The sequence below is a fragment of the Microcoleus sp. K4-B3 genome, assembly GCF_036704615.1.
In the GTDB taxonomy this organism is placed as follows: Bacteria; Cyanobacteriota; Cyanobacteriia; order Cyanobacteriales; family Microcoleaceae; genus Microcoleus.
In genome coordinates this window covers 82,747-103,646 of the sequence record NZ_JAUBSF010000016.1, presented here as the reverse complement: position 1 = coordinate 103,646, position 20,900 = coordinate 82,747, and the positions used below count along the sequence as shown (strand labels likewise).

Genomic DNA, 20,900 nt, shown 5'->3' with positions numbered 1-20,900 from the left:
CTTTCGTTGACTCCAAGGATGGACGACGCTTCTTTGGGTGGGACGTACCTGACAATAGCTTTTTCCTCAACTCTTGTTCTATTATAGCATATTGTCCGGTGATGTCCGGCTAATTTTTTATTGAGTTAGCACTCCTGCAAAGGCAGTACAATTACCGCCGAGGCCAGAAGTAATCGCGCAAGTATTAGTTTTTAGCATTCCCTCATAGGTATCAGCACCGGTGCCGGAGCCTCCCAACTCGTCGCTGTAAAGTTGCTTGTCCGAAATTTTGACATTTGCCTCCCTCGCCACAGTCTCCATCAACTTATGATTAGTTGTGGTTTCGACAAAAATTGTCGGCACTCCTGCAGTCTTCATTTCTGAGGACAATTCCGCAATTCTTGCTGCGGTGGGCTGTTCCTCTGTCGTCACACCCTGCAAAACTCCTGCAATTTCCAAACCATAAGCATCGGCATAGTAAGTCAGAGCATCGTGAGTTGTTACTAACTTGCGTTTTTGGGCTGGAATAGTCGCAATTTGAGATTTTATCCAAGTATCTATTTTTTGCAACTCATCTGTTAAGCTTGCTGCATTTTTGGTATAAAGTTGAGCATTGCTGGGGGAAACTTTGCTCAATTCATCCCGAATTGTTTCTACCATACGGATGCCATTTTGAGGGTTATGCCAAACGTGAGGGTCAGGAATTTTTTCGCCTTCTGCGTGGGATTTGTTTTCCGCTTTCTCTTCGCCGTGTTCGTGCTCGTGTTCGCCCATCAGCGGTTTGGGAACTGCGAGTTCGTGTACGGCGATTTTGGGCGCGGAATTACTGCTGGATTCAATTAACTTAATGATGCTGGGTTCGTGGTTGTAGCCGCCGTATAAAATCAGATTTGCTGTTTCAATCGCTTTGCGGTCTTCCGGCTTGGTTTGATAGGCGTGGGGGTCTTCTCCCGGCTCGATCAGACAGATGATGTCGATCGAACTTTGAGCAATTTCTTTTGTTATGTCGCAGATAACGCCAGTCGTGGCGACGACTTTGGGCAAGTTGGCGGCGGGACTCTCTGGCGTCGGATTGCTTGTGTTCTGTCCTCCACTGCACCCAACCACTCCGCAGCCGATCGCCAAAACAGCCGCACCGCAAAATCTCCCGGTTTTTCCAGGCAACTTCTTTAACATTTTTACCTTTGGAACGATAATCGTTATTGCTTTTTCGAGTTATCCTATTCTAGTAGGTACGAACAAGAATCGTTCTCAAAATCTCGAATTATGTTAGAAGTGCAAGACTTGGCTGTCAATTATCGCGGAATTTCGGCCCTCAACAGCGTGAATTTCCATTTAGAATCCGGGCAATTAACCGGTGTGTTCGGCCCCAACGGCGCGGGGAAAAGCACGATGGTGAAAGCGATGCTGGGATTGATCCCGGCCTGTCGGGGTTTGGTGAAATATCAGGGGCGGCTGCTGAAGCAACAGTTGTCGCGGGTGGCTTATGTGCCGCAGCGATCGCAAATTGACTGGGATTATCCGATTACGGTGTGGAATGCGGTGATGATGGCGCGAACTGTCCAGACTGGTTGGTTTCGCAGTCCCTCGAAGCAGTCGCAAGAATTGGTGAAAGCTGCTTTGCTGCGGGTGGGAATGTGGGATTTGCGCGATCGGCAAATTGGCGAACTGTCTGGCGGACAGCAGCAGCGGATTTTTTTAGCAAGGTCGATCGCCCAACAAGCCGATTTATTCTTTTTCGACGAGCCATTTAACGCGATCGACAAAGCAACAGAAGAGATTATTTTCGATATTTTTGCCGAACTCAAAGCGGAAAATAAAACATTGCTAGTAATCAGCCACGATTTAGGCGAAACTTTAAAACAGTACGACAATTTATTATTGCTCAACAAGCAGTTAATTGCGACTGGTTCCTGCCGGGAAGTGCTCACAGCCGCTAATATTCAAAAAGCCTATGGATACGATTTAAGTTTAGTTGCTGCCTAAGCAAAAAAAGATTTATCTTTAAAGCTGATTGTGGCACGGGCGTCCCGCCTGTGCAGTTGATTGTGCTTTAAAAAATCCTATTATTGATGTAATTCAATGTTAAACCTACTAATTGAGCCACTACAATTCGAGTTCATGCGAAATGCGATCGCCGTCGGAATTTTGCTAGGAATTCTCTGCGCCGTGGTTGGCTCCTACTTAATTGTACAGCAAATGGGAATGATGGTTGACATGATAGCCCATTCAGTATTAGCAGGATTGCCAGTAGCTTTTTCTTTAGGTTTCAATATTTCGATCGGCGCCTTTATATCGGGAATTATCAGCGCCGTGATTATGGCGTGGATTCAATCGCAATCACGCCTAAAAATTGATGCAGTCATGGCCTTAATTTTATCTACATTTTTAGCAATTAGCATCACCTTGATTAGCCTGTTGCGGACCACCAAATTAGACTTAGACGGGTTTTTGTTTGGGAATATCTTGTCAGTTGCGCCTGCTGACGTGCAGCAGACTTTTGTCATTACTTTGATTATTTTGGCGACGGTTAAAATGTTTTATAAAGAACTGCTATTTTATACTTTTGACCCTCTGGGGGCGCAAGCGTCCGGTTTGCCTGTAAACTGGATTTATTTCGGGATGATTTCGGCGATTACGCTGACGATTGTTGCGAGTTTGCAAACTGTAGGGGCGCTGTTAGTAATTTCGCTATTAATCGGGCCGGGAATTACGGCGTATTTGTTGGTAAAAGAGCTGCATTTTATGATGGGATTGGGAGCAATTATTGGGATTACAGCTAGCGTGACTGGTATGTATTTCAGCTATTATTTGAATATGCCCTCTGGGGCGGCAATTGTATTAGTTGTTTTTGGGTTATTTTTACTAGCTTTGCTGTTCAGTCCCAGTCAAGGGATTTTGACAAGAAAGAGAGGATAACAGTCCTGGACGCACTCTATCTGTTGTAAGTTTTTTACGCTTACTTACGCAAAAAGTAATTTAACGCCCTACTTATAACAGCTTGCTCAGCCCGAAATCTTTGCCACCCATAGATTGTGACCAAACCAGCAATTCACCTCCACAGCCCCCAGCGGCAAGAAACTGGCCTTCGGGATGCCATGCGAGACAGGAAAAACCGCCCTCTGCACCTTCTAGAATTTGCAGCAATTGTTCTGCTTCGTACCACAAACAAACTTGACCGTCTGCGGCTGCGGAAGCTAATAAAAATGTGCTAGGTTGAAAGGCGATCGCATTTACCACTTTTTCATGCACCTCTAATCCCCAGGAATCCCAACCGATACTTTCATCAGCGTGTTTTTCCCACACTGAAATACCTTCAGAACTTGCAGCAGCTAACAAAGGCGCACCCAAAGAATTAGTTTTATCCGACCAAGCTAACTCCCGAACTTTCCCCGGAAAACCCTGCATTACCCAGGGTTCAAAATTGCCCCATTCATTAACAATGAGAGTATTGTCCATATTGCCACAACCTAAATATTCCCCTTGTGGCGACCAAGCAATTGCACCTGTTGCAGAGGGTACTGATAAAATTTCCGGGTCTTCGTCCCAGTCTTCGCCATGCCAAACTTTGACACCTTGATAGCCGCTAACTGCCAGATATTGAACCATAGGATGCCATGCTAAATCGAGGATAGATGAGGAGTCGAAATTCAGCGTTACTTCAACAACATTATCCTCAGCATTCCATACTTGAACGTACCGGCCCATACTGAAAGCTAACTGGTTGCAGTTGGGACTCCAAGCTAACTTATCAACCCAGACGCGCTGGTTATCCAAATCAGCAATTAATTCTCCAGAATTAACGCGCCAAATTCGCACTTTTCCATCTTGTCCGCCAGCAGCTAGGAATTGACTGTCGCGGGAAAAAGACAAGCAATCGGCTGATTTACCCGTGGCAGTTTGTAGCGTTTGCAAGGACAATTCATTAACTGCCGCTACTGCCGCCAGCATCACTTCGCCCGCAGCAGAACAGACTGCTAAAGTTGTACCATCCGGCGACCAAGTAACAGCAGTTACGTAGTCAGACAGCATTGCTTTGGCGTGAAATTGCAGGGTTAGTTCACTTTTATTTGTCTTTTTGTTATCCATATTTATTGAATCTGAGATGTTGCACTATTTTTAAGAACGGGCAAGATGCCCGTTCCACAAAAGATGAAGTTTATTCTTGTGGAACAGGCATCTTGCCTGTTCCTAAAAAGCTGATTAAAAATACTTCAAGATTTCAGTTAAACCAAACATTTACGGAAATCCTCTCGCAATTGATTTTCGTTTAAGTTGCGGCCGATGAATACGAGTTCATTTTTCGGAGTTTCAGTGACTTTCCAAGGTCGATCCGGCCGGCCATCAAACACCATGTGTACTCCTTGGAAAACAAATCGCTTGTTGTCTCCGGCGACATTCAAAATGCCTTTTGTCCGAAAGATATTCGGCCCTTGAGTCCGCAACAATTCCTCAATCCAATCGCTGAATTTGTTGCCGTCAATAGCGCCGGATTCTACTATTGCTACGGAAGTAACTGTTTCGTCGTGTTCGTGAGTGTGTTCGCCCAAAAAGTCTGGTTCGATTTCTAATGCCCGGTTCAAATCAAATGCTTTAACGCCCAACAAAGCATCCATCTCCAATTCAGCGTTGCGGGTGCGGTGAATTTTTGCCATTGCATTCATGACGCGAATTCGCTTTTCTAATTCTGCCAATTCTTCCTCCGTCACTAAATCTGTTTTGTTGAGTAAAACTACATCTGCAAAGGCAATTTGTTCTTGAGCTTCGTCTGCGTCCCAGTGCTGCCAGATGTGCTTGGCATCAACTACCGTGACAACTGCATCTAGGAGCAATTTTTCCCGCATATCTTCGTCTACAAAAAATGTTTGAATTACGGGTGCGGGGTCGGCTAAACCTGTGGTTTCGATGACTATGTGGTCGAATTTGTCTCGCCGCTTCATCAAGTTGCCGATAATCCGAATTAAATCGCCTCGGACTGTACAGCAAATGCAGCCGTTGTTCATCTCAAAAATTTCTTCGTCGGCATCTATTATGAGTTGGTTGTCGATGCCTACTTCGCCAAATTCGTTGACGATAACTGCAACTTTTTTGCCGTGTTCTTGTGTTAAAATGCGGTTCAGTAGCGTAGTTTTGCCTGCACCGAGATAACCCGTGAGAACGGTAACAGGAACTGATTCGATCGCCCCAGCAGTCACCATACTTGACCTCGATTTTTGTACAATGATAACCATTATCGCTATTGTACACCAGACTTGCTGGCAGCCGTCACAATATTAAATAATGTTAATAAATTGTTCGTGAGAGCTTGGAGGGGCGAGTTTTACCAATAATATTTGCTGCAATTCAAAATATCGATAAACCCGCCCCTCTCAGATGACAATTAGTTGTTAATTATAGCTGCAATTCGATCGCGCTCTAACTCTCGACCGATCAGCACTAATTTGGTTTGGCGGAGTTCAGAAGGTTGCCAAGGACGATCGTAAAAATATTCTATCCGCGAACCCACACCTTGCAACACCATCCTCATCGGTTTCTTGGGAACCGCCACAAACCCTTTAATCCGATAGATTTCCTCCTGCTGCATCAAGGATTGCAGTTTTTTCACCAAAGCTTCAGGTTCAAATTCGCGATCGGCAATAAAGTAAGTCGAGTTAATATCATCATCGTGTTCGTGTTCCTCCTCAGCATCGTGGTGACTCGGGCGAGACTCCAAATCATCCTCAACCGCCGCATTAAATCCCAATAGCACATCAGGGTTAATTTCGCCACCTTTGCAGGGCACAATTTTCACACTCGGACGCAACTCTTGCTGCAACCAGCTTTGGACTTTCTGGTGAGTTTCCGCATCTACGCGATCGACCTTCGTTAAAAGTACCATATCGGCACAGGCTAACTGGTCTTCAAACAATTCCTCGATCGGAGTTTCGTGATCTAAACTAGAATCAGCTTGCCGCTGTGCCATCAAAGCATCGATATCACCGACAAAAGTACCGCTAGCAATAGCTTCGCAATCGACAACAGCAACCACACCGTCTACAGTAGCACCCGTGCGAATTTCCGGCCAGCGAAAAGCTTGAATTAAAGGTTTAGGAAGTGCGAGGCCAGAAGTCTCAATTAAGATACAATCAATTTGTTCTCGGCGCTTCAACAATTCCTGCATAGTCGGCAAGAATTCCTCTTGAACAGTGCAGCAAAGACAACCATTTGTTAGTTCAACAATATTGCTGCTGACATTTTCTTCTTCGTCGCAAACTTGGCAATCGCGCAGCAGTTCTCCGTCAATTCCGATTTCGCCAAATTCGTTAACCAGAACAGCAATGCGGCGACCTTGATTATTTTGCAATAAGTTGCGAATTAAGGTAGTTTTGCCGCTACCGAGAAAACCAGTGATGACAGTAACAGGAATTTTGTGCATTGATAATTTTCTGCTTATTTAGTGGTGAGATATCTCGTTCCCAAGCTCTGCCTGGGAATGCCGATCAAGAGGCTCTGCCTCGCTGGAATAAAGGAGCGCTTTTAATACGAGGCAGAGCCTCTGCGTATGCGTTACCAGGCAAAGCCTGGGAACGAGAAGGAAAAAACTAAAGTCCCTCCTACAAACCTATCTAATTTGCCAGCGGAGGAATCTTTGCTAAAACACCTTTTTTCAGAGCTTCAGGACGCTCAGACCAAGGCAACAAACCGTCTGGTTTAGCATAGTATTGACCCGCACATTCGAGTACAGCTTCCGCAGTTTTTGACTCATTTGCGGGTAAATCGCCAAACAGATAAGTGTACTTTCCAACAGCAGCAAAAGACACCGCACAAGAGTGACTGCAAGCACTCATGCACTCAACCTCTTGAATCTCAAATTTATCAGAAAACTCCCAATCTTTAGCGAGTTGCGACAAATTTTCCATGAATTGTTGACCGCCGCTTTTACCTTCGCGCTTGCCGTTTTTCCAAACACTAGCGCAAGCAGTGCAAACAAATAGACTGTGCTTTGTGCGTACAGCCGCATTAATTCCATCCATCATCCGTACCTCGCAGATGCGTTCAAAAGTGATTTAGATATCGGCGGGCATTCTGACTTGAGAAACCACAACGGTTTCATTACAGTTGCGGGACAGCGCCGGACTTGCACCGAACTTTCCCCGTTTCCTCTAACGGCTGCTCCCCGCTAGAACCGATCGCGAAGTCACATCATACCGCACTTGCCGTCAATCGATTTTAGATTTTAGATTTTAGATTGGAGAAAGCGACCCCAGGGATAAATCTGGGTACTTGTTTAGTAGTTTGTAGGGTGTGGCATCGGCACCTTACAAATTACAAATTATGCAGTTTCGTGCTGTTTGTGCCAAGCAGGATGCCACAGCAATTCAGCTGTCGATCGCTTCTCGACCATTTCAGGAGTAATCATACAGTGAGCCACATCCTTGCGAGAAGGCAACTCGTACATCACATCGAGCATTAACTCCTCTAAAATGCTGCGGAGAGCTCTCGCGCCGGTTTTGCGGCGGTAGGCCTCCTGGGCGATCGCCCGCAGCGCTTCCGGCTGGAATTCCAATTCCACGCTGTCCATCTTCAACAGCTTTTGATACTGCTTCACCAGCGCATTCCGGGGCTCGGTCAATATCTGCATCAAAGCGGCTTCATCCAGCGGCGAAATCACCGTTACCACCGGTATCCGCCCCACAAACTCAGGAATCAAACCAAACTTGACTAAATCGTCCGGCTGTACCTGCTGCAAAATATCAGCGGCCCGCTTGTCTTTGGCCGGCAAAGTCGAGTTGCTGTCGCTTTCTGTTGGCTGAATAAAGCCCAAGGATTTTTTACCCAAACGCTGTTCAACTATTTTTTCCAAACCGACAAAAGCACCGCCGCAAATAAATAGAATTTTGCTCGTGTCAACTTGAATAAAATCTTGGTAAGGATGTTTGCGGCCTCCTTGCGGGGGCACGTTAACCACTGTTCCTTCCAACATTTTTAGCAGCGCTTGCTGCACTCCTTCTCCTGATACATCCCTGGTAATCGAAGTATTTTCGCTTTTGCGAGCAATCTTGTCAATTTCATCAATATAAATAATGCCGCGCTGCGCCGATTCGACATCAAAATCCGACATTTGCAACAGCCGCAGCAAAATATTTTCTACATCGTCGCCGACATATCCAGCTTCTGTCAGCGTCGTCGCATCGGCTACCGCAAACGGGACTTCGAGCATTTGCGCCAAACTTTGCGCTAACAAAGTTTTGCCACAACCTGTCGGCCCGACTAGCAGGATGTTGGATTTTTGCAGTTCTACATCGCTGTCAGGGGAAGACTTGTCGCTATCTTTAGCTTGGTCAACGCTCAAGCGCTTGTAGTGGTTGTAAACTGCTACAGAAAGAACTTTTTTTGCTGAATGCTGGCCGATAACGTGGTTGTCTAAATGCTGCTTAATGTCTGTCGGTTTCGGAATTTGAGCTAAAACAATTTTCGATTTATTCGATCGACCCGGGCGCCGCGTTCCTTGTCCCTGAGACTCTCGCACCTCTGATTGGGGAATCTGTTGACCAATTGTTTTACTGGAGTCAAAGAACTCCTCCTCTAAAATTTCATTGCACAGTTCCACGCATTCATCGCAAATGTAGACCCCGGGCCCAGCTATTAACTTGCGGACGTACTCTTGCGACTTGCCGCAAAAGGAGCATCTCAGATGGGAGTCATATTTTGACATATTTGCCTCTTACTTTACGGTTGCGGTTGCTTGTTTCGACTGGGGAAGTTGCCGCGGGATCGACCTTAGCTCTGCCCTAGAAAGGTTTCCCGATCGGACACCCAAGCCAGTCAGTCGATTTTAGATTTTAGATTTTAGATTTTAGATTTACTCCACAGATGAATTTTGGAGCTGAACTATGGTCTAAAATTTGGGGCTCTGCACGACTTAAGTCGGGGGCTTGTCTCCGTTTTTTTGGCGGAGTCAAGCTTCGCGATCTCTATTTCTAAGTTAACACTTTTGAGGCCTTAGTCATTAGTCATTAGTCATTAGTCATTCGACCAAATTTTAATTTTTTAATTTTCACTTGAAGGTAAAGCAAGACTGGCTTACCATTTTTTGTATGCCAAAAATTTTCCCGACATAATTATTTTCACTCGATCGCCTTTTGGGTCTGCTTCTTTCTCGACATCCAAAGTAAAGTCGATCGCGCTCATAATCCCGTCACCAAATTTTTCCTGTATCACTGCTTTGAGCGGCATCCCGTAAACCTGCATAATTTCATAGAAACGATAAATCAGAGGATCGACCGGAACCGAGGCCTCCAAAGAACCTTTTAACGGAGGTTCACAAAGAACCGCAGCCGTCTCGCCATCTAGTCCCAAAGCCGAGACAATTTTCTCTGCTTCATCTTCAGATGTGGTTGCTTGACGGTAAATAACCGCGGCAATCCAAACTTCGTCGCGCCCCAAAAGTTTTTCCAAATCTGCAAAACTAATTCCCTTAGCTTTTTTAGCAGCCAAAAGCTTTTCTGTAATTTGTGAAATTGCCATTAAATATTCTCCTACTCACTGCTGGGTTAGATGTGAAATTTGTCTCACATTTTGGTGAATTTGTCAATACTAAATTGAGAAAAAGAACTGAATTGATAACTCGGAACTTCAGCAAAAGCTGGTTTCCTACAGCCCCACAACTGCTAAAATTTTCGATTGAATAATTGAATAATTGAGTAATTGGCAATGACTAATGACTACCAGGGTAGAGAGCTAGTCAACAGTTGCATTCTTTTTACCAACTGGTATCACAACTGATAAATCCCAAAATAACTCATAACTGCCCTGTGGCAATGCTACAGTTAGCAGTATATGTATTACAAGTTACACCAGCAAAGGCATTCGGCAAACGGCCGAATTTTTATCGTGCTAGCCTGAAGCTCAATCCTCGCTCCCGCACCCAAAGCCCCTTTACCGCTAACAACCCACAACCGAGAAAAGTATGGAGATTAAGACCAAAGATTACACGCTCCGCTACGATGGCGATACCCAAACAGTGACCTGCAGCGGCTCGTTCCGACTCAGCCAGGTGGAAGAATACGCGCCGATCGTCGATCTGCTCAACGAAGTGGCTGAATCCTCGCCAAACACGGTTACTCTAGACTTGCGACAGCTAGAATTTTTAAATAGTTCGGGAATTAATATTGTCTCAAAATTTATTATCAAAGTGCGCCAGCAAAAAAATATTCAAATCGCCATAAAAGGCTCTAAACAGATCCCCTGGCAGAGAAAATCCCTGAAGAACTTGCAACGGCTGATGCCTTCCTTGCACTTAGAATTGGAATAGTAGAGAAAAAGGTAAAAAAGATGAACCCCAAGCTAAGTCCGGGAACCAGGATGAGGGTGGCTGAAGTTAATTGGAATAAGTCATAGTTAAGCTAGCACAAAACCGTAAAAAACTTCAAAATCAACTAAAAATTACCAATTTTCAATTGCTATGCAGGAAGAACCATCGACAGAACAGCTACTTTTGGACGTTCAGCAGCTGAGTGCAGAACTTGAAAACTTGAAGCGCGAAAAGGCTGACCTAGAAATTATGCTGGAGACTACCACCGAACATTCGGATACGATGGAAGCTCACTTGCTGAGCAAAGCTGAGTTGGCACTGCGTTCAAGCGAAGAGCAGTTTCGGACGATCGCCTCGGCAACTCCCGTTCCGGTATTGGTTTCTCGCCTCTGTGACGGCTTAATTCTGTATGCGAACCCTCAATTGGCTTCTCTCCTGAACATACCCCTAGAAAAATTGATCGGCAGCAGCACTCCAGACTTTTACTTCAACCCCAGCGATCGCCCAAAGGTACTTGAGGCAATTGCTAAAGACGGACACCTCCAAAACTACGAACTCCACTGCAAAAAGTCAGACGGCACCCCTTTCTGGGTGATGATCTCGGTTGAGCCGCTGCTGTTTAACGGTCAGCAGACGGCATTGTGCGCCTTGTACGACCTCACCCAGCGCAAGGAAGCAGAACAAACCCTCCAAGAGAGCGAAAAGCGGCTCCGCCGCCAGAGTTTGGCTTTGTTGCAGCTAGGTCGGCAGAGGACTCTCAACAGCGGTGCGCTGAATGTGGGAATTCGCGAAATTACTGAGGCTGCCGCCCGCACTTTGGATGTGGAAAAAGTCAGCGTCTGGCTTTACAACCATGGAAGATTTGGAACTCGCTACCCGATCGATCCTCAGCTAAATTTTACCGAGAGAGCGCTCGCCCACAACCAAACAGAATCAATCGATACAGAGACGGCCGCCCCAGAGGAACACGAGTCGGTCAATCGTTCTAAATTTACAATCCCCAACCTCAAATTAGTTTGTCTCGACTTGTACGATCGCACCCGCGAGAATCATTTGAGCCACCAGTCCATATCGGCAAGCGATTTAAAATTTTCAATATTAGATGTTGAAGGCGACGCACCGGGGGAAAATGTGCGATCGGACAAAGCTTTAGAACCTGTGCCAAAGACTCAAAACTCTCTAAAAACAAATTTGTACCCCTCATCTTCGGTAGCCGAACATTCCGCTGTGCTGCCAGATGCCAACAAGCCAAATTCATCCATCTTAAATGTAGCAATTAGGCTCGGCGGCCAGATCGTCGGTATCCTCTCTCTCGAACATATCGGCGCGCCCCGCCAGTGGGCTCTGGAGGAGCGCACATTCGCCGATTCTTTGGCAAATTTGGTAGCGCTGGCGATCGAAGGATTTGAGCGCCAGCGGGCTCAGGAAGCACTCTCCAAAGCCAAAGCGCAGCTAGAAATGACCGTCGATCAGCGCACCGCTCAACTCACCGCCGCCAATAAACTGCTCCGCATCGAAATTGCCGAGCGCAAAAGAGCCGAAATAGCTTTGCAAGAAGCCTTACACAAAGCTGAAGCAGCTTCGAGAGCTAAAAGCACTTTTTTAGCCAATATGAGCCACGAGCTACGGACGCCGCTCAACGCGATTATCGGTTACAGCGAAATGCTACAAGAAGAAGCATTGGAATCGGGACTCGAAGAGATACTTCCGGATACCCAAAAAATTTATAACGCCGGCAAACACTTGCTGACTTTAATTAACGATATTCTCGACCTTTCTAAGATAGAAGCGGGTCGGATGGAGCTTTACTTAGAAAAATTTGACCTCGGCAATTTAATAGAAGAAGTCGTTGCAACTTTGCACCCTTTGGTCGAAAAAAATCACAATCAATTGCAAGTTTCTTGCTCTCCCAATTTGGGAGTGATGTATGCAGATTTGACTAAAGTCCGGCAAATTCTGTTCAATTTGCTCTCGAATGCCCTGAAGTTTACCGAAGGTGGAACCGTTCTGTTGAGGGCGACTCGCGAATCAGCAGGCGGCAGCGATTCGGTTTATTTGCAGGTATCCGATACGGGGATTGGGATGTCGGCAGAACAGCAGCATGGTTTGTTTCAACCTTTTATTCAAGGGGATGCTTCAACTACTCGCAAGTACGGCGGCACCGGTTTAGGATTAGCCATTAGCCGCTTGTTTTGCCAGATGATGGGCGGCGATATCACTGTTGAGAGTCAGTTTGGTGTTGGCTCTACTTTTACTGTTCAATTAAAGGCAAAAGTTAATATTAGTTAGAATCAAGTTATACAACGGATTGTGTACGGGATTTAACGGATTTAAGGAAAGGAAGAGATGGAATAATTCCCGATTACTAATTCCCTCATTACCAATTCCCCATTACCAATTACCAATTCCGGCGTTGCTTAATACAGGGATGAATTGAATAGTTCCCAATTGCCATCAGCCAAGTATGGTGAGTTTTGTAACTTCCGAAAAAAGTTGGTTCATACCGTTAATCAGCAACGCCCCAATTCCCTTTTTAATTGTGACACCGATCGCGATCGATCTCTGTTGCCGATCACACAGTAGCATTTTTTACCAGCCTAGAATAACTGTATTATCCCAAAATTGTCCTGCAGGCAGGATCTGGCGCCTCCCTGCATTCACAAGTCGCACCTCAACCTGATTAAGGGGGTGGGGGGTTGCTTGCAGAAAGGCAATTTGGTAAAAGTAATGCTATGGTCGGTAACCAGTAGAAGGCAAAAGTTAACAGGAAATCAGGAATTATCAAAGGTCTCTGGGCACAGAAACACAATTCTGCTTTTTGCCTTCATACTGCTGTTTCTACTGGCGAGATAGCACTGCTGCTGAAAGCAGTGCGCAAGTTCTGAGAATCAAAGGAGTGCATCTACATGATTAAACCTTGCAGTCAACCGCTAAAAATAAATCCTTTCACTTGTTATCGCGATCCCGCTACAGGCAGGTGGACTACTGTAGTTACAAATGTTCAGAACGCTTGCGAAACAGACTCTAGTTTGACAGCAAAAGCCGAAGGCGAAAACGAAGGTAAAGCAGAAAGGCTCGTTTCTGGTTCTCCTGCTGTCTCGCTGCCGAAAAAAGGCATTTCCTTCTCCTTGTCTCCGTTTAAAAACCGTTCAAAAAAATCTGCTGTTAGTCTCAGCAGGTAGGTATAGCAGGGGTCTAATCTAGTTTCCACGGTTAGTCCCCGGCGATCGTCAAACCAAAAAAAACGAACTTATCCCTAGCATAAATTGCCAAAAAGCGATATACTGGCAGCAAACTTTCTCCTTCAATATCCGTGAAGTATTTGCTCGATCGCTGCGTCCAATTTGTATGGACAGACCGACCAATTCGCCAGCGGGGAACAGTCATCATTACTATCCCCGTGATTTGTCTGTTTGCTTCGCTGATAGCAATTGCAGGGCTTCGGGATAGCGGCCTAAAGATGAGAAAGCGAGCAGATACTAATAGGGCAATACTTGAGGAAACTAACCGCTTGTTAAGAACCGTGGTGGATGCGGAAACGGGCATTCGAGGTTACGGGTTGACGAAGCGCCGCGAATTTCTCTCACCCTACTTAGAAGCCAAGAAGAGTTTGCCTCTGCTGCTGGCTAAACTCAAGGTTATGGTTCAAGGAAATCAACTGCAAACTCAGCGACTTGAAGATATAAAAAAAAGTAGCGAACAGCAAATAAATTACTTGCAAAACACTTTGAATAAGCTCGATAATTCGGCAACAAGGGTGCAGTCGCCGGAAATAATTCAGGTGTTCGCTCAAGGCAAATTGAAAATGGATAACCTGCGCGCAAAAATTAATGCGTTTGCTGATGCCGGTGAAGCATACCAGAAAGCTCTAGATCTGCAAAGACGGGATTTGATAGATTTCACTAATTTTGTGCAAGTTGCTGGTTTGCTTTTCGGCTGTTTGGGTGCAGGGGCTTCCTGGTATTTATTTGATAGTTTAGATAAGGAATTGAGGAAGCGGGAAGCTGGCTTGCAAGAAAGTAAAACTCGTATTCAAGCTGTGGTAGATAATGCGGCTGACGGGATTATTACTTTGGACGAACGGGGAAATATTGAGTCTTTTAATAGGGCAGCAGAAAAAATTTTTGGCGACAAAGCCTCTCGAATAATTGGCTCCAACCTGCGGCGACTGATTGCTCAACCACAGCCGTACAGCAGTGCGGGGGATTATTCGATCGAATATTTTGTGTTAAATCCCGATACTGCGCTGAAGACTTACCAGCAAGAAACAGTTGGAATTCGCAGCGACGGAACTAAGTTTCCGATGGAGTTGGCTGTCAGCGAAATGCGTCTGAAAAATCAACACTTGTTTATTGCGATTTGCCGCGATGCCAGAGGACGGAAACAAGCTGAGGAAACTCTGCGCAAGCAAGCGCAAATGCTGGATTTGGCGAACGATACGATCGCGGTACTCGACTTGAACGGGGCGATTTCTTATTGGAATTTGGGGGCGAAGTGGCTCTACGGGTGGCGGAAGTCGCAAGCAATAGGAAAAAATATTCACGAGCTTTTGCAAACAGAATGGACGCAACCTTTCGAGGCAATTCAAAAAGTGTTTTTCGAGCGGGGTTCTTGGCAAGGGGAACTGGTACGCACCAAGGCAGACGGGACAAAAATAACGGTGGCCAGCCGGTGGACTCTGCAGCACGACGAGCAAGATCAACCAGTGGCTATTTTGGAAATCAGCAACGATATTAGCGATCGCAAGCGCTCAGAAATTGCTTTAGCCCAAAGCGCGCAGCGGTTTCGCGCTACTTTTGAGCAGGCGGCAGTGGGCATGGCCCAAAAGACTGTGGAAGGCAAATTTGTGTTAGTCAATCAAAAACTTTGCGAGATTTTGGGCTACACCCGCCAAGAATTGATGGAAAAAAGATTTCAGGAGATTACTTGGCCGGAGGATTTGGCAAGCGAACAGGAAATTTTGCGCCAATTGTTAGCAGGAGAAGTTGAACATTATGGTATGGAAAAGCGCTACGTCCGCAAAGATGGAGAGTTGGTGTGGGCAAACTTAACGGTTTCGCTGCTGCGAGAACCAGATGGCAGTCAATTTCTGATGGGTGTGGTAGAAGATATTAGGGAACGCAAACAAGCTGAGGAATCGTTGCGGTTGCGCGCTCAAGAATTGAGGTGGACGGCGCAGACGCTGGCTCAAACGACAAGTATTTTGAGAAAGCGGAATCAAGAATTAGACCAGTTTGCTTATGTAGTTTCTCACGATTTGAAAGCGCCGCTCAGGGCGATCGCAAATCTCAGCAGTTGGATAGAAGAAGACCTCAGTGACTCGATGACAGAGGATACTCTGCACCAAATGAACCTGCTGCGCGGCAGAGTTCACCGCATGGAAGGTTTGATTGAGGGACTGCTGCAATATTCCCGCGTCGGACGCATTCAAATGCCTTCAGAAATTGTACAAATTGAAAAGTTATTAGCAGAAATTATTGATTCGTTGGCGCCGCCGTCTGGATTTGAGGTTAAAATTGAACCGGGAATGCCAACTTTTGTGACCGAAAAATTGCCGTTACAGCAGGTTTTTTCTAATTTAATTAGCAACGCCATCAAGCACAATCGATGTGAATCCGGTCACGTAAAAATATCGGTTAAAGAGTTAGATGATTTTTACGAGTTTTCTGTAGAGGATGACGGGCCGGGGATTGCTCCTGAATATCACGATAAAGTTTTTGTAATTTTTCAGACCTTGGAAGCTCGCGATAAAGTTGAAAATACTGGCATTGGTTTGTCGCTGGTGAAGAAAATTGTCGAAGGTCAAGGGGGTACTATTTCCCTAGAATCTGCCGAAGGTAAAGGAGCAACTTTTCGGTTTACTTGGCCGAAGCAATCTATTAGCAAAGACGGAAAATAAAACAACTCTAAACCTAGGGTGCGCGCGGAACACCCCGATCAAAATAGTAAATGTATGGTGCGCACCGAGCACCGCCAGCCCGATAGCAACTGTTTAAACTGCATCACAACGGATTTCAATGATAAATCCATCAGGATCGTAAAAGTAAATGCCGCGTCCTGTAGCGCGAGTGACGGGGCCGCTGTCGATCGCAATTTGATTTGACTTTAGCACTTCCAGAGCGCGATCGAACAAATCCGGCTCGATATCGAAGGCTAAGTGGTTGGCGCGAGTAAAAGCCTTCTCCGGGTCAGGGTTTGGCGGTTCCAAGTCGGGCTGCCAAAATAGGTCAATCACAGTGCCGTCTGGGGTGACGAAATTAGCGACTTTACCGGCTGCTACCATTTCTGTTAAAGTTGCGGGGATTTCTGCACCTGTGAGTTCGTGCAAACCGAGAATTGTACCGTAGAAGTAGCGGGAAGCTTTCATGTCGCGCACGTTTAAAGCGATATGGTGAACGCGCCGCAAGTTCCCCGGCTCCAGGACAATTTTGACGGTGTTTTCGGTAGTTTGCATGATAGTCAATTGCGAATGTTAAAATTGAATGCTGCTATATTTATTCAGATCGTGTCCTGGAAAATAACCGTTTTAAGTTGGTAGTTAGGACTTCATTCCTCAGATTTATATAAGGACTTCACTCCTCACTACAAACACTTTTATTAGGGGCGTGCGATCGCACATAATATCAATTATGGTTATTTTTCTTTAGGGAACGATGCCATGCCTACAAATAGCATTGCCAAGCCGCCTGCAAGAATTGCGAAGGCAAGTAAACCTACAACTAAATCTAATCCCGATGTATTTTCCATTAAATTAAACCGTTCTCCTATTCGATCCCATCATGGGTATTTGTTAATTGCTGAGTGCTTCCAAACAATGGGGAAGAGAAGAAAAAAAGAAGCTCTAAACTTAGAAAAGAAGCATCTTAAGTTCTTCCCTCTTCCCTAAACATCCATCCGTTAAATCCGTTAAATCCTATAGACTGCTTCGTCGCCGAACTTCTTATTTTGCCAATTCTCGATCGATCGCAGCGATCAATTCTGGCGAATCTGGGCCCACGCTGCTGCGGAATCTAGCAACTACTTCACCCTGTTTGCTAACTAAGAATTTTTCAAAATTCCAGGAAACCTCACCCTTGGGTTCGACTGCACTCGTAAGCTTAGCGTACAGCGGGTGCTGCTGACTGCCGATCGCGCGTACTTTGTCAAATAATTCAAAGCTGACGCCGTATTTTGTAGTACAGAAATTGACGATTTCTGAATTACTTCCCGGTTCTTGAGCTCCGAAGTCGTTGCAGGGAAATCCTAAAACGCGTAGTCCAGCAGCGCTGTACTTCTGGCTCAATTCTTCGAGTCCTTTGTATTGAGGTGTATAGCCGCACTGGGAAGCTACGTTAACTATCAAGAGTACCTTACCAGCGTACTCTCCTAGCTGCTTGTCTGCGCCTGCGATCGTTTTTACTTGAATGTCGGAGATTGTGCTGGGCATTTTCAAATACTTTTAAATTTGACCAGCATAATTTTACCGCAATTCAGTACAATTTTGTTGAGATGCCGATCGCTCAAAATTTAAATATCCCGACCGGGCCTAGTTTACGGATCTCGGGCTTATATTATAGATATTGGTGAACCCGCCCCTACGAAGATTACGGTTAATTTACCGAACACGATCTTAGTAGATGCGGGAAAACTTTGTCCGCAGAAATGAGCGCCACAATCCGCTATGAGATTTAAGTTTCTCCCTAATAGCTAAAATCCACAGCGAAAAGGACGAATAGTTTAACTCTCTGAGTGGTGTTCCGTCATCCATTTTTGGTAAGTATCCTCAAGTTGCTTGTCTTCCAGAACGAGTTCTAGGCGGACTTTGACGCAACCGTGGCGGGGTTGAGAGGCGATCGAATTTAAGATTTTGCTAGCTTTCTGCACAGAGGTAAATTCAGCCTTAACTGTCGGTTCCTGGCGATCGCTCTTAATCTCCGTCAAATCTATACCGGTGATGCTTCCCTCGCCCAAATCTATTTCTGCCAACACCTTGGGATCGTCGCCGACTTGTTCGACAATCAGCTTTTCCCACTGGATAGGCACTTGTACCATCCGAGTTTCAATTTCTTTGCGCACGATGACTTCGCCGACTTTGCGCTTGCTGCGATTGATCACCAATCGTTCTTCTAGCAGGCGAATTACTTCTTGATCGACAATATCCAAGTTTTCCTCATCCTCATCGGTCTCCACATTTTCATCTGTGCGATCGGCATCTGTTAGATTTGACATAACTGTTGAGGGGTGCGTTAACTCGCTGTTGTTAAATTCACTATGCGCTTCTGAGGCATTTTCTAAAGACTCACGCCCGCCATTTGCCGAAACTGCCGGCAGCATATCGACTTGATCCGAATTAATACTTACAAACAGCGCTTTTTGGTGATAATCTACTTTTTTTAGCAGCTTAATACTTAGTAAAAAAGTGCGCGTATTTTCGCGACCAAGCCCTGCCACCACAAAGTTTAACTGACCGTTAGGATCGAAATAGACATCTTTAACTTTGCCTACCAAGTGACCTTGGTTGTCTTTGACTGTAAAACTTTTTAGCTTAGTTCTGACTTTTTCCGGAACCCGGTTGAGACGGGCAATAGATTTGGCAGTTGCTATCTTTTCTGCTGAGGCTTGACCGTTCATTTTTTTTTAATTTCCTGAAACTTTTATGCCTAGGGATTTTTATTAGGAATTGCTGAAGGCGGGAAAAGTGCATAAAGTTTGCCAAAACTAGACAATTTTTGTACTCCACCCGCCCCGTTCTATAGGAATTGCGCGATGCCACAAATCTCACCTGCGCAGTGCCAGAATTATGTGATTAATGCGCAATTCCTATGCAATACCTGTTGCGGTTGGTTTAGATATCTTTATGATCTACAACCGCAGTTCCGTCGCTCTTAACGTCTAATTCTTCACGACGCAAGGTTTCTTCGCCCTCAACCGTGCTGCGAACAACTTCTTTTCTGACGTTAACTTCTTCCCGCACGAAAGCTTCCTTGTGAATGTCGGCGGTTTCTTCGTAGACTTCCATGCGTGCAACTTCCCCTGATTGGAAGTCAGCGTCACCGACTGAAACTACTCGACCCGCTTCTACGGGCGTTACTCGCTCGATTACAACTCGTTCTTTTTCAACGGGTACTGAAGCTCGCGCGGTTTCAGTTTCCACGCGCTTGCCAACTGCTACTTCGCCTGTCTTGGCGCGGTGTTTGTTAGCAATCAAGCGTTCTTCATAAAGCTTGAGATTTTGGTGCTGCTGTTCGTTGGTTTCGTAGAGGGGGCGGTCGATATCGTAGCTGTAGCTGCTGCGATCGTAGCTAGCAGGAGTTGCAGTGGTTGCCGCGGCAGTTCCTTGATTGCGGTATACGCCTCTTACCTGTTCTTCGCGATCGTAATCTAGTGCTTCTAATTCATTGTAAGCCGGCAATTGTTCTGCTTGAGCTTTGCTGCGAAGACCTGTTGCGTACACGCGACGGGAGCCGTAGTCGAAGCGGGCAGAGCCGATTGGCAGCAATACTTTTTTGCCAAAAATCCAAATACCGGTATCAATTACCAGATAGCGGAAACGACCCGTGTCATCAACCAAAGCGTCATAAACGGTGCCTACTTTTTCATCAGAGTCGCCAGCATAAACATCAAATCCCTTGATGTCGTCTCCCGCAAAGATTTCTTCCTGATAATTAGGATAAAATTCTGCTAATCTTTGAAGTGCCATGTGTTTTTTCCTCTTCGCTCTACTTAAATTAATAGTAGAAATTAATTCGTTCAGTTCCCTCTCCCTAAAGTCAGAAGTGTATAATTTAGGGCCTTTAATACTATAGGAATACTACGGCATCTCTTCTTCTGTGCTAGCGCGCTCAGCTATTTTAAAGGTTGTAAAATTCCTCTAGATGCAAATAGTGGCTGTTGACAAACTCAGCATTAAAACAGTTTACATTAAACAGGACTGACGCAGAAAACAGGTTTCTTATACCAATTCTGACAAGTAGTGCTACATATAGATGGTACGCGATCATCTGTAGGGACATAGCAATGGGGTGTCCTTATCGCGAGCTGCTACTGTTAATAATTGTTAAGTAGATGGTTACAAATGAACATTACATAGTGAGCTACAAAAATCAAAGCCCCTCATCTTGCAGGAGAGGGGCTTCGGGAAAGCTAGAATTTTGAAGTTCAGAGGTAATTTAGTTGAGTTCTGATAGTTTCTATCCTTTTGCGGTTAACTCCTAAATCTGACTCTCCCAGACGCGAAGCCGATCGCACATGGATGACTTTTGCTGCATCATCTACCAAAAATTCAACGTCATCAACAAACCCCATCAAAGCACTGGTGAACTCCGCATATAGGTAATTATCCGTTGCCGTGATAATTTTAGTTTTTCCCAAAGACTCGATCGCCCCTTTGAGGTTTGCCATCGCTTCAGCAGGGGACGAAGTGTATGCCAAAGGCTCAATTTTGTGTTCCGCATCTTGACTGAAGCTGCTGACGCAGTTGGGGGAACTCGGGCACGCTGCGAGTTTTCCTGACACAATCCCGATATTGGCAGGTCTTTTTCCAGCAAACATTGTTTTTTCTCCGGGTATAGCGATAAAAGTAGCGATCGACAGTACCGCTACTGCTAGCAATGACATTAAAATAACTAGGACTCTTTTCAATGCTGTT

At 45.5% G+C, this 20,900-nt stretch carries 20 protein-coding genes and 1 riboswitch; of the genes, 5 read left to right on the top strand and 15 right to left on the bottom strand.

Features of this window, described 5'->3' with window-relative positions:
* Window positions 1-117 precede the first annotated feature (117 nt).
* A complete protein-coding gene (locus QUA78_RS10430) occupies window positions 118-1,155 on the bottom strand; it encodes a metal ABC transporter solute-binding protein, Zn/Mn family (RefSeq protein ID WP_333306233.1) in 1,038 nt (345 codons plus the stop codon).
* Between the two features lie 90 nt (window positions 1,156-1,245).
* Here QUA78_RS10430 and QUA78_RS10425 point away from each other — a divergent pair, with 90 nt between their 5' ends.
* Entirely contained in the window at window positions 1,246-1,965 is a 720-nt protein-coding gene (locus QUA78_RS10425) for a metal ABC transporter ATP-binding protein (protein WP_172185247.1), read from the top strand.
* Between the two features lie 96 nt (window positions 1,966-2,061).
* Entirely contained in the window at window positions 2,062-2,898 is an 837-nt protein-coding gene (locus QUA78_RS10420; RefSeq protein ID WP_333306236.1) for a metal ABC transporter permease, read from the top strand.
* Between the two features lie 72 nt (window positions 2,899-2,970).
* Here QUA78_RS10420 and QUA78_RS10415 read toward each other — a convergent pair whose 3' ends face one another.
* From QUA78_RS10415 to cynS, 6 genes are all read right to left on the bottom strand, one after another.
* Complete coding sequence (locus QUA78_RS10415; RefSeq protein ID WP_333306238.1) at window positions 2,971-4,068, bottom strand: WD40 repeat domain-containing protein; 1,098 nt, start codon at window positions 4,066-4,068, stop codon at window positions 2,971-2,973.
* A 137-nt stretch (window positions 4,069-4,205) separates the two neighbouring features.
* A complete protein-coding gene (locus QUA78_RS10410) occupies window positions 4,206-5,177 on the bottom strand; it encodes a GTP-binding protein (protein WP_333306245.1) in 972 nt (323 codons plus the stop codon).
* Window positions 5,178-5,359: 182 nt separating this feature from the next.
* The gene (cobW, locus tag QUA78_RS10405) at window positions 5,360-6,394 is read right to left on the bottom strand and encodes a cobalamin biosynthesis protein CobW (RefSeq protein WP_333306240.1); all 1,035 of its coding nucleotides are present in this window, start codon (window positions 6,392-6,394) and stop codon (window positions 5,360-5,362) included.
* 190 nt (window positions 6,395-6,584) lie between these two features.
* Window positions 6,585-6,995, bottom strand: a complete 411-nt coding sequence (locus QUA78_RS10400; protein WP_333306241.1) for a DUF1636 domain-containing protein — start codon at window positions 6,993-6,995, stop codon at window positions 6,585-6,587.
* A gap of 22 nt (window positions 6,996-7,017) precedes the next feature.
* Window positions 7,018-7,164, bottom strand: a riboswitch (cobalamin riboswitch).
* Window positions 7,165-7,291: 127 nt separating this feature from the next.
* Entirely contained in the window at window positions 7,292-8,674 is a 1,383-nt protein-coding gene (gene clpX, locus QUA78_RS10395; protein WP_333398775.1) for an ATP-dependent protease ATP-binding subunit ClpX, read from the bottom strand.
* Window positions 8,675-9,042: 368 nt separating this feature from the next.
* Entirely contained in the window at window positions 9,043-9,486 is a 444-nt protein-coding gene (cynS, locus tag QUA78_RS10390; protein WP_172185231.1) for a cyanase, read from the bottom strand.
* A 442-nt stretch (window positions 9,487-9,928) separates the two neighbouring features.
* Here cynS and QUA78_RS10385 point away from each other — a divergent pair, with 442 nt between their 5' ends.
* The gene (locus tag QUA78_RS10385; RefSeq protein WP_333306081.1) at window positions 9,929-10,273 is read left to right on the top strand and encodes a slr1659 superfamily regulator; all 345 of its coding nucleotides are present in this window, start codon (window positions 9,929-9,931) and stop codon (window positions 10,271-10,273) included.
* A gap of 150 nt (window positions 10,274-10,423) precedes the next feature.
* On the top strand, window positions 10,424-12,562 hold the full coding sequence (locus QUA78_RS10380; RefSeq protein ID WP_333306083.1) for an ATP-binding protein: 2,139 nt from the start codon (window positions 10,424-10,426) through the stop codon (window positions 12,560-12,562).
* A gap of 165 nt (window positions 12,563-12,727) precedes the next feature.
* On the opposite strand, the gene QUA78_RS10375 is transcribed toward QUA78_RS10380, so the two are convergent.
* From QUA78_RS10375 to QUA78_RS10365, 3 genes are all read right to left on the bottom strand, one after another.
* On the bottom strand, window positions 12,728-12,859 hold the full coding sequence (locus QUA78_RS10375; RefSeq protein ID WP_333306085.1) for a hypothetical protein: 132 nt from the start codon (window positions 12,857-12,859) through the stop codon (window positions 12,728-12,730).
* Window positions 12,860-13,274: 415 nt separating this feature from the next.
* Window positions 13,275-13,484, bottom strand: a complete 210-nt coding sequence (locus QUA78_RS10370; RefSeq protein WP_333398774.1) for a hypothetical protein — start codon at window positions 13,482-13,484, stop codon at window positions 13,275-13,277.
* Between the two features lie 2 nt (window positions 13,485-13,486).
* Complete coding sequence (locus QUA78_RS10365; RefSeq protein ID WP_333306089.1) at window positions 13,487-13,663, bottom strand: hypothetical protein; 177 nt, start codon at window positions 13,661-13,663, stop codon at window positions 13,487-13,489.
* Window positions 13,664-13,733: 70 nt separating this feature from the next.
* On the opposite strand from QUA78_RS10365, the gene QUA78_RS10360 reads away from it, so the two are divergent.
* A complete protein-coding gene (locus tag QUA78_RS10360) occupies window positions 13,734-16,172 on the top strand; it encodes a PAS domain S-box protein (protein ID WP_333306091.1) in 2,439 nt (812 codons plus the stop codon).
* A 93-nt stretch (window positions 16,173-16,265) separates the two neighbouring features.
* Here QUA78_RS10360 and QUA78_RS10355 read toward each other — a convergent pair whose 3' ends face one another.
* The 5 genes from QUA78_RS10355 to QUA78_RS10335 all read right to left on the bottom strand — a co-directional run bounded on the left by QUA78_RS10355 (window position 16,266) and on the right by QUA78_RS10335 (window position 20,869).
* Window positions 16,266-16,727 carry a VOC family protein gene (locus QUA78_RS10355; protein WP_333306093.1) on the bottom strand — a complete coding sequence of 154 codons (462 nt, stop codon included), beginning with the start codon at window positions 16,725-16,727 and terminating at the stop codon, window positions 16,266-16,268.
* 486 nt (window positions 16,728-17,213) lie between these two features.
* A complete protein-coding gene (locus QUA78_RS10350) occupies window positions 17,214-17,699 on the bottom strand; it encodes a glutathione peroxidase (RefSeq protein ID WP_333306095.1) in 486 nt (161 codons plus the stop codon).
* A gap of 290 nt (window positions 17,700-17,989) precedes the next feature.
* On the bottom strand, window positions 17,990-18,883 hold the full coding sequence (locus QUA78_RS10345) for a PRC-barrel domain-containing protein (RefSeq protein WP_333398773.1): 894 nt from the start codon (window positions 18,881-18,883) through the stop codon (window positions 17,990-17,992).
* Window positions 18,884-19,097: 214 nt separating this feature from the next.
* Entirely contained in the window at window positions 19,098-19,952 is an 855-nt protein-coding gene (locus QUA78_RS10340; RefSeq protein ID WP_333304308.1) for a DUF2382 domain-containing protein, read from the bottom strand.
* Window positions 19,953-20,410: 458 nt separating this feature from the next.
* Window positions 20,411-20,869 carry a DUF1499 domain-containing protein gene (locus QUA78_RS10335; RefSeq protein ID WP_333398772.1) on the bottom strand — a complete coding sequence of 153 codons (459 nt, stop codon included), beginning with the start codon at window positions 20,867-20,869 and terminating at the stop codon, window positions 20,411-20,413.
* Window positions 20,870-20,900: the final 31 nt, after the last annotated feature.